The following is an 8,450-nucleotide window of genomic DNA, read 5'->3' as shown; positions in this document are numbered from 1 at the left end:
CGGAGCAGCAGGTCCTCGCGGGCCAGTTCCCGCCCGGCGACCCGCACCGGTCCGCCCGTCCCGCCGAACAGGTCCATGCTCGCCCCTTTCCGGGTCGTCGATCGCGCACCTGGAAGTATGCCGTCCATGCCGGAACCCGCGACGACCTACCCGGCGCTCGCCGCGCGCCTGCTCGGGCGCGCCCCCGTCCTGCGGGCCGGTGCGGCTGGTGGCGGTCGACGGGCCGAGCGGCGCGGGCAAGTCGACGTTCGCGGGACGGCTCGCGGAGGTGCTGGCGGGCGCGCCGGTGGTGCGGTCGGACGACTTCCGCGTGCCGTGGGACGCCGACCCGATGACGTGGTGGGAACCGTTCGAACGGACGGTGCTGGCACCGCTGCGGGCGGGCCGCCCGGCCGTCCTGCGCCGTTTCCACTGGCACACCGGCGCCTACGGGCCGCCGGAGGAGATCCCGGCCGCGCCCGTCCTGCTCGTCGAGGGGGTCGGCGGCGTGGGCCGGGTCGCCCGCCGCGTACCGGGTGTGGATCGACGCGCCGCGCGAGCTGCGCCGCGCGCGCGTCCTGGACCGCGACGGACCCGCGTTCGCGGACGCGTGGGACGGCTGGAGCGTCCGCGAGGCGGCCCGGTTCGCCGCCGACGGCACCCGGGACCGGGCCGACCTGCGGCTCGACGGCACCCGTCTCGCCCACCGGCTGCGCCCCCTGCCGTTAGGCTGATCCCTTTCATCCGAACGAACAACGCTGGAGCCCGTTCATGGCGCTTGAACGCCCCGAGATCGACTTCCCCGAGGGTCAGCCGCCCTCCATGCTGGACATCACCGACATCACGGTGGGCGACGGCCCGGAGGCCGTGAAGGGCTCGACCGTGGCGATGCACTACGTCGGCGTGTCCTGGTCCACCGGCGAGGAGTTCGACGCGTCCTGGAACCGCGGCTCCACGCTGGACTTCGAGCTCGGCGCCGGCCGCATGATCAAGGGCTGGGACATGGGCATCCCCGGGATGAAGGTGGGCGGGCGCCGCAAGCTCGTCATCCCGGCGCACCTCGCCTACGGCGACCGCAGCCCGAGCCCGGCCATCAAGCCCGGCGAGACGCTGATCTTCGTCGTGGACCTGGTCTCGGTCAGCTGACCCGAGAAGTCAAACGGCGGGCAATCCGGGGGTGAAATTCGCCCCGGGTGCCCGCCGTCGCCGTTTCCGGAGGCGGGCGGTTCGGTATCAGCCGGGCATGATCGAGGCGCGGGGGCTGACGAAGCGGTACGGGGCCACGACCGCCGTCGACCACGCCTCGTTCGTCGTCGCGCCCGGCCGCGTCACCGGCTTCCTCGGCCCGAACGGCGCCGGGAAGTCGACGACGATGCGGATGATCCTCGGCCTCGACCGGCCGACCGCCGGGGACGTCACGGTGGGCGGCGTCCACTACCGGTCGCTCGGCGCGCCGCTGCGCGAGGTCGGGGCGCTGCTGGACGCCACGGACGTGCACGGCGGCCGCAGCGCCTGGAACCATCTGCGGTGCCTCGCGCAGAGCAACGGGATACCGCGGCGGCGGGTGGACGAGGTGCTCGACCTGGTGGGGCTGCGCGACGTCGCGCGGCGGCCCGTCCGGGGGTTCTCGCTCGGGATGGGGCAGCGGCTCGGGATCGCGGGCGCGCTGCTCGGCGATCCGGGCGTGCTGATGTTCGACGAGCCCGCGAACGGCCTGGACCCGGAGGGCATCCGCTGGATCCGGACGCTGATGCGGCGGCTCGCGCAGGAGGGCCGGACGGTGTTCGTGTCGAGCCACCTCATGTCGGAGATGGCGCTCACCGCCGACCATCTCGTGGTGATCGGGCGCGGCCGGATCCTCGCCGACACCGGGATGCGGGAGTTCATCGACCAGAACGCCGCCGGGCACGTCCGGGTGCGGTCGCCGCAGCTCGGCGAGCTGGCGCGGCTGCTGGCGTCCGGCGGGCGGCGGGTCGAGGACGGGCCGGACGGGTCGCTGCTGGTGCACGGCGCGACCCCGGCGGAGGTCGGCGACCTCGCCGCCGACCACACGCTGCGGGTGCACGAGCTGGCGCTGGTCCGGCCGTCGCTGGAGGAGGCGTTCATGCGGCTGACCGGGGACGCCGTCGAGTACCAGGCGGCCGGGACCTGGACGGGGCCGGCGTGACGGCCGCGCCCGCGGCGCCGCCCCGCCGCGTCCGGCCCCGACGCCCACCGGGTGCGGTTCGGGCACGTCCTGGCCGCGGAGTGGACGAAGATCCGCACGGTGAAGTCGACGTTCTGGACGCTGCTCGCCGGGGCGGTCGTGCTCATCGGGTTCTCGGCGCTGTGGGCGCTGGCGTTCGGCGCGACGTTCGAGCAGATGAGCGACACCGAGCGGGCGACGTTCACGCCGATGATGCCGATCCAGGTCGCGTTCTACTTCGCGATGGTGGTGTTCGGCGCGCTCGGCGTGCTGGTCATCACGGCCGAGTACTCCACGGGGATGATCCGCACCGCGCTGACGTCCGTGCCCCGCCGCGCCCACTACCTGGCCGCCAAGACGCTCGTGCTGGCCGCGGTCGTCCTCCTGTTCGGCGTCGCGGTGACGTTCGCGTCGTTCTTCGTCGCGCAGCCCATCCTCGCCGGGAAGAACCTGGACGGCTCGATCGGCGACCCCGGCATGCTGCGGGCGGTCGCGGGCGGCGGGCTCTGGCTGATGCTGATCGCGGTCATGGCGCTGGCGCTCGGCTCGCTGCTGCGGCACACCGCGGGTTCGATCGTGCTGGTGTTCGTGGTCCTGTTCGTCCTCGGCATCGCGGGCGGTTTCCTGCCGGGGTCGTGGGGCGAGAACGTGAACAAGTTCCTGCCGTCCAACGCGGGAAGCGCGATCCTCTCCCCCACGCAGCAGCCGGGACAGCTCGCCCCTTGGACCGGCCTCGTCGTCTTCGCGATCTACACCGCCGTCCTCCTCGCCGCCGCCCTGATCCTCTTCGAGCGCCGCGACCCCTGACCCCCACCCGGCGCCCCGACCCGCCGCGACCGTACCGACCTCCCCCGGCGGCCCGGCTCGTCGTGGCGGGGCCGACCTCCCCGGCGGCCGGAGCGGAGCGCAGCGGAGCGGAGGCCGACGGAATCCCCCCTTGCTTCGTGGTGACACTCGAATACACGCCGAAGATCGGGCAATTACGGCAGCGGGCGCCCGGGCATGATCAGATATGTCCCGTCGGTTTCGCCGCGCGCGCCGCTCCGCCCGAGCAGGGCCGGGCCGCGCGGGCGCGCCGGCGCCCCCGATGCCTGCTCAACTGAACGGAGAACGCGGCCGATGCGTGGGAAGACGCCCGTGATCGCGATGGTCGCCGCGGGAGTGCTCGGCGTGGCGGCGGGCGGCTGGCCCGTGGTGCGCGCGCAGGCCGGCGAGTCCGGGCCGACCACCCGGTCGCAGCTCGCCGCGGCGGTCGCCGACCGGACCTTCCCGGCGCCGAAGCCCGGTTCGTGGACGCCGCCGAAGCCCGCGCAGGACGGCCTCCCCGCGATCGTCAACACCATCGACACGCAGGAACGCGTCGTGTTCCTGACGATCGACGACGGCTACGAGTACGACGCCGAGTTCGTGAACCTCGTCCGGAAGGAGAAGGTTCCGATCATGACGTTCCTGACGTCCCGGTACATCGACGGCCACGGGCAGTACTTCTGGGCGCTGAACCGGGCGGGGTCGCCGATGGAGAACCACACGGTCGGGCATCCGGACATGAAGACGCTCGGGCCGGACGCGCAGAAGAAGGAGATCTGCGAGGCGTCCGACGCGATCGAGAAGCAGTACGGCCGCCGCCCGACGCTGTTCCGGCCGCCGTTCGGCAGCTACAACGAGACGACGCGGCGGGTCGCGAAGGACTGCGGCGTCAAGGCGCTGATCCTGTGGTCGGCGGAGTACTACAACGGGACGGCCGGGCCGGGCGTCGGCTTCAACGGGTTCGCGCGCGGGGACGGCGGCCAGGGGTTCAAGCCCGGCGACATCATCCTGATGCACTTCCGCAAGGGCCTCGCGGGGCAGTTCCGGGCGTTCCTCGACAAGATCCGGAAGGCGGGGTTCCGGCCCGCCGCGCTGGAGAACTACCTGCCGCGGTCGCTCGGCGGGAACGCCCCTGACCAGGGCGGAGCCTGATTTCCGGCGTACCCGGAGGATTCCCGGTTACGGGGGTGCGGACCGCCCCGCGCGTTCTATCGTCGTTCCGCCGGCGGGGTTTGAGTCCCCCGCTCCCCGAGCAGCCCCGCCGGCACAGGCTTCCTACTCCTCGCCGGGACGGCGGCGCACCGGGCCGCCGATCTCGGTCTCCCCGGGCGCGATCGTCCCGCCGCCCGCGCCGTCCGGCCGCCGCACCGCGTTCAGCGCGTGGTAGCCGATCAGGACGGCGATGGTGCCGAGCGCGATGCCCTGCAGGGGGAAGTCGTCGGTGATGTTCAGCGTCACGTTGCCGATCGCGAGGATCAGCGCGGCCGCGACGGGGACGAGGTTCACCGGGTCGCCGAAGTCGACCCGGTTCTCGATCCAGATCTTCGCGCCGAGCAGGCCGATCATGCCGTAGAGGACGACGGTGATGCCGCCGAGGACGCCGCCGGGGGTGGCGGCGACCAGCGCGCCGAACTTGGGGCAGAGCCCGAACAGGACCGCCACCAGCGCGGCGACGTAGTACGCGGCCGTCGAGTAGATGCGGGTCGCGGCCATGACGCCGATGTTCTCGGCGTAGGTGGTGGTGGGGGCGCCGCCGACCGCGGACGCCAGGGTGGTGCCGACGCCGTCGGCGGCGAGGGCGCGGCCCAGCACCGGGTTCAGGTCGTCGCCGGTCATCGCCGACACGGCCTTGACGTGCCCGGTGTTCTCCGCGATCAGCGCGATGACGGGCGGCAGCGCGAGGAGGATCGCGGACGTCTTGAAGTCGGGCGCGTGCAACTGCGGGAGACCGAACCAGTCGGCGGACGACACCGCGGAGAAGTCCACGCGGTCGTGCGCGAACGCGGTCGCGATGCAGTACGGGCCCTCGGACGCGCACGCCCGGCCCGACGCGTCCAGGAGGTTCTGCCCGGGCAGGATCGAGGTGACGGGCCCGGCGAGGACGTCCAGGACCCATGACAGGGCGAACCCGAACACCAGCGCCAGCAGGATCGCGATCCGCGACCAGAAGCCGCGCAGCAGGACCGTGCACAGCACGGCGAAGCAGAGCGTGCCGAGGGCGACCCACTGGTCCTGCGGCCAGTAGGTGTTCGCGACGACCGGCGCCAGGTTGAACCCGATCAGCATGACGACCGCGCCGGTCACCGCGGGCGGGAAGATCCGGTGGATGACGTCGCCGCCCAGCAGGTGGACGACCACGCCGACGACCAGCAGGGCGGCGCCGGTGACGAGGATCGCGCCGGTCACCGTCGCGCTGTCGCCGCCGCCCGCGCGGATCGCCGCGGCGACCCCGACGAACGAGGCGCTGCTGCCGAGGTAGCTCGGGACCTTGCCCCGCACGATCAGCAGGAACAGGACCGTCGCGACGCCCGACATCATGATCGCGAGGTTGGGGTCCAGGCCCATCAGCACGGGGAACACGAACGTCGCCCCGAACATCGCCACCACGTGCTGGGCGCCGATCCCGGCGGTGCGCGGCCACGACAGCCGCTCGTCCGGACGGACGATCTCGCCCGGCGGCGGCGTCCGCCCGTCGCCGTGCAGCTTCCAGCCGATCTTCATCGGTCCCTCCGCTCCTGCGTCGCCGCTCCGTGCGGCACGGTAGATCTACCAGGTGGGAGGGGATGCGGGCGGACCGGGGCCGTCCGGACGCCGCGTCGGCGCGGCCCCCGGACAACCACCGGACGGTGCGGTTACCCTCAGATACCGCGCATGCGCAGTACGTGGAGGGCGAGGGTGAGGTTGAGCCGCAGATGGGCGTCCTCGGTGAACGCGCCGAGCATCCGTTCGAGCTTGCCGATGCGATAACGCAGCGTGTTGTAGTGGAAGTGCAGCCTGCGGGCGGTCTCGGCGACGTTGAGGTTGGTCTCCAGCAGCACCTGGAGGGTGCGGCGCAGGTCCACCAGCTCCGGTTCGGCGTCGGACGCCAGGTCGCCGAGGGTCTCGCGGACGAACGCGTGCAGCTCGTCCGGGTCCGACACCAGGCTCAGCAGCCGGTACACGCCGAGCTGGTCGAAGTGCGCGCGCGCTCCGGCGCCGTGCAGCTGCCGCCCCACCCGGACGGACTTGACCGCCTGCTCGTACGCGTCGGGCAGCGCGGCCGGGGAGTGCACGACGCGGCTGACGCCGGTGGAGAACGTCCGCCGCACCGACATGTGCTCGGCGAACACGGCCGCCGCCTCTTTGATCATGGTCTGCACCGGTGCGGACGGCAGTTCGGCGGAGCCGTCGCCGTCCCCGCCGATGATCGCGACGACCTCGTGGGCGAAGCCGACCACCGCCGCGCCGCGGTCGTGCCGCCGGGCGGCGGCCGTCCAGGCCGCGGCGAGCCGCTCCTGCGCGGACCGCTCCCCGGCGCCGCGACCGCCGCGCGACCCGCCGTCCGGCTCGCCGCCCCCGGACGCCCGCCGCGGGCGCGGCCGTCGAGTTCGGCGACCACGACCATCATCGGGCGGTCGAGGTCCCAGCCGAACCCGTCGCAGTGCGCGATGATCCGGTCGTCGCCGCCCGCGCGGCCCGCGAGGACGTCGCGCAGGAAGTCGGCGCGGTACTTGCTCTCCACCGCCGCGACCGCCTGCTGCTTGGTCACCACGAGGGCGGTGACGGTCGCGGCCCGTTCCAGGATGCCGAGGTCGGTGCCGCGCAGCGCGCCGCCGGGGCTGAACGCGATGATGCGGCCGTGGTCGAAGCCGCCCGCCATCACCGGGACGACCAGGTGGTCGGCGGTGCCGTGCGCGCCGGTGCCGCCGCAGCCGCCGCGCCCGCACGCCGCGTGCCGTCCGGCGTCGAACGCCCGCATCGCCTCGACGTCCTCGTCGGGGCCGGCGCCCGCGAGGACCCGCTGCTCGCCGTCCAGTACGACGACCGCCACCTCCAGCAGCGACGCGACCTCGTCGACGACCTCCTGCAGCCCGCCGCCGCACAGCACGATCTGGACGAGCGCGCGGTGCACCTCCTCGGTGCGGGCGAGCACGGCGGCCTGCCGGTTCAGGATGTCGGTCAGCACCTGGTTGAGGATGTCGTCGAAGCCGACGTCGGGGGGCAGCAGGATCAGCGGGAAGCCGCGCCGGTCGGCCTGCGCGATCATCTCCGGCGGCGCCGCGTCCAGGTAGCGGCCGAGCTTGATCGCGAGGGCCGCGAGGCCGCGTTCGTCCAGGTCGGCGACCAGGTTGTCGAGGGACTGGGGGGTGTTGCGCAGGGGGTATCCGGTGGTGAGGAGGAGCTCGTTCGGCTTGACCCACGACAGGATGTCGGGGACCTCCATCACGTTGAGCCGCTGGACGATCCGGTCGAGTCCGGTCCGGCCGGCGATGAGGCGGGCGTCGTTGAGGGTGCTGACGCCGAGGACCTCGCCGACCGACAGGCCGTAGGTCAGTGTTCCGGTGCTGGCGAGCCGCAGGGCCGGTGGGCCCGGGTCCGCGCCGATGTAACTCATGCCAGGGGTCACCTCGCCTTTTGGTGCGTACATCGCCTGTCACGGCGTGATCGCTACCGGTGCCTGATCAACACTGACAACAAAGACGAACAATGACAAGAAGCCTTGGCACGTTTGTCCATACGGCGCGGGCGAACGCCGTTCTACCGTCGCGGCAGAGTCCGGGCCGCCGCGTCGACGAGGACGCGGGCGGCGCCCGTCACCGGCCTCGGGAGGTTCCGTGACCCCGCTCGTCCGCGATCCCGCACCGCAGCCCGCACCGCTCCCCGCGCGGCCCCCCGGAGCCCGTCCGCCCGGCGCGGGCGCCGCCAGCCTGGCCCTGCGCCCGCTGCTGGACGGCCCGCGCGCCCCGCGCGTCACCGCCGCGTTCCCCGCGGCGGTGTACGCGGAGGTGCGCGGCGGGCCGGAGCCTCGGGTGCTGGCCGTGGTCGCCTCCGACGCGGCGCGCATGCCGAACGCCGTGGTCGTCCCGGTGCCGCGCCGCGACCGTCCGTTCCGCGAGGTGCGGGAGGGCGCCGACGCGGTCGTCGGGGACGGCCGGGTCGAGACGGGCGGGTTCGCGGTGCGGGTGCGCCGCGAGTGGGACCCCGCGCCCGTCCTCGGACCGCTCCATCCCGCCGCGCTCGCCCGGGGGCTGCGGGCCGTCGAGGCGGCGTGCGTCGACGCCGGGATGACCGGCGGCGGCCTCGCCGGGCATCCCGACCCGGACCTGCTCGCCGCGCGCTGCGCCGCCGGGGATCTCGCGGGCGCGGTGGAGGCCGCCGAACGGATCGTCGGGCTCGGGCCGGGCCTCACGCCGAGCGGGGACGACATCCTGTGCGGGCTGCTCGTCGCGCTGCGGCTCAGCGGGCGGCGCGGTCCCGCCCGGACGGGCGCGCGGTGTGG

8 protein-coding genes and 1 pseudogene are annotated in these 8,450 nt (G+C 73.8%); 6 read left to right on the top strand and 3 right to left on the bottom strand.

Annotated features, from left to right (window positions below; genetic code table 11):
* Positions 1 to 515 precede the first annotated feature (515 nt).
* The 5 genes from BJF79_RS61595 (at position 516) to BJF79_RS25520 (ending at position 4,123) form a co-directional block, all read left to right on the top strand.
* A complete protein-coding gene (locus BJF79_RS61595) occupies positions 516 to 713 on the top strand; it encodes a hypothetical protein (RefSeq protein ID WP_262402569.1) in 198 nt (65 codons plus the stop codon).
* Positions 714 to 750: 37 nt separating this feature from the next.
* Positions 751 to 1,125, top strand: a complete 375-nt coding sequence (locus BJF79_RS25535; protein WP_075901108.1) for an FKBP-type peptidyl-prolyl cis-trans isomerase — start codon at positions 751 to 753, stop codon at positions 1,123 to 1,125.
* Positions 1,126 to 1,222: 97 nt separating this feature from the next.
* Positions 1,223 to 2,146, top strand: a complete 924-nt coding sequence (locus BJF79_RS25530) for an ABC transporter ATP-binding protein (RefSeq protein WP_075901106.1) — start codon at positions 1,223 to 1,225, stop codon at positions 2,144 to 2,146.
* 51 nt (positions 2,147 to 2,197) lie between these two features.
* A complete protein-coding gene (locus BJF79_RS25525) occupies positions 2,198 to 2,971 on the top strand; it encodes an ABC transporter permease subunit (protein ID WP_075901104.1) in 774 nt (257 codons plus the stop codon).
* Positions 2,972 to 3,283: 312 nt separating this feature from the next.
* Entirely contained in the window at positions 3,284 to 4,123 is an 840-nt protein-coding gene (locus BJF79_RS25520) for a polysaccharide deacetylase family protein (RefSeq protein WP_075901102.1), read from the top strand.
* Between the two features lie 123 nt (positions 4,124 to 4,246).
* Here the strand turns inward: BJF79_RS25520 and BJF79_RS25515 are convergent, their stop codons facing one another.
* The 3 genes and pseudogenes from BJF79_RS25515 to BJF79_RS61585 all read right to left on the bottom strand — a co-directional run.
* On the bottom strand, positions 4,247 to 5,692 hold the full coding sequence (locus BJF79_RS25515; RefSeq protein WP_075901100.1) for a uracil-xanthine permease family protein: 1,446 nt from the start codon (positions 5,690 to 5,692) through the stop codon (positions 4,247 to 4,249).
* Between the two features lie 137 nt (positions 5,693 to 5,829).
* Positions 5,830 to 6,897, bottom strand: coding sequence for a PucR family transcriptional regulator (locus tag BJF79_RS61590; protein ID WP_262402570.1), 1,068 nt, complete (start codon positions 6,895 to 6,897; stop codon positions 5,830 to 5,832).
* A 284-nt stretch (positions 6,898 to 7,181) separates the two neighbouring features.
* A pseudogene (locus BJF79_RS61585) lies at positions 7,182 to 7,565 on the bottom strand (PucR family transcriptional regulator ligand-binding domain-containing protein); the annotation flags it as partial.
* A gap of 220 nt (positions 7,566 to 7,785) precedes the next feature.
* On the opposite strand from BJF79_RS61585, the gene BJF79_RS25505 reads away from it, so the two are divergent.
* Positions 7,786 to 8,450, top strand: a 665-nt coding sequence (locus tag BJF79_RS25505) for a DUF2877 domain-containing protein (protein ID WP_075901098.1), incomplete at its 3' end; no start/stop codon positions are given.

Source organism: Actinomadura sp. CNU-125, assembly GCF_001942465.1.
In the GTDB taxonomy this organism is placed as follows: domain Bacteria; phylum Actinomycetota; class Actinomycetes; order Streptosporangiales; family Streptosporangiaceae; genus Spirillospora.
The sequence above is the reverse complement of the archived record's forward strand: the minus strand, read 5'-3'. Positions and strand labels throughout refer to the sequence as shown.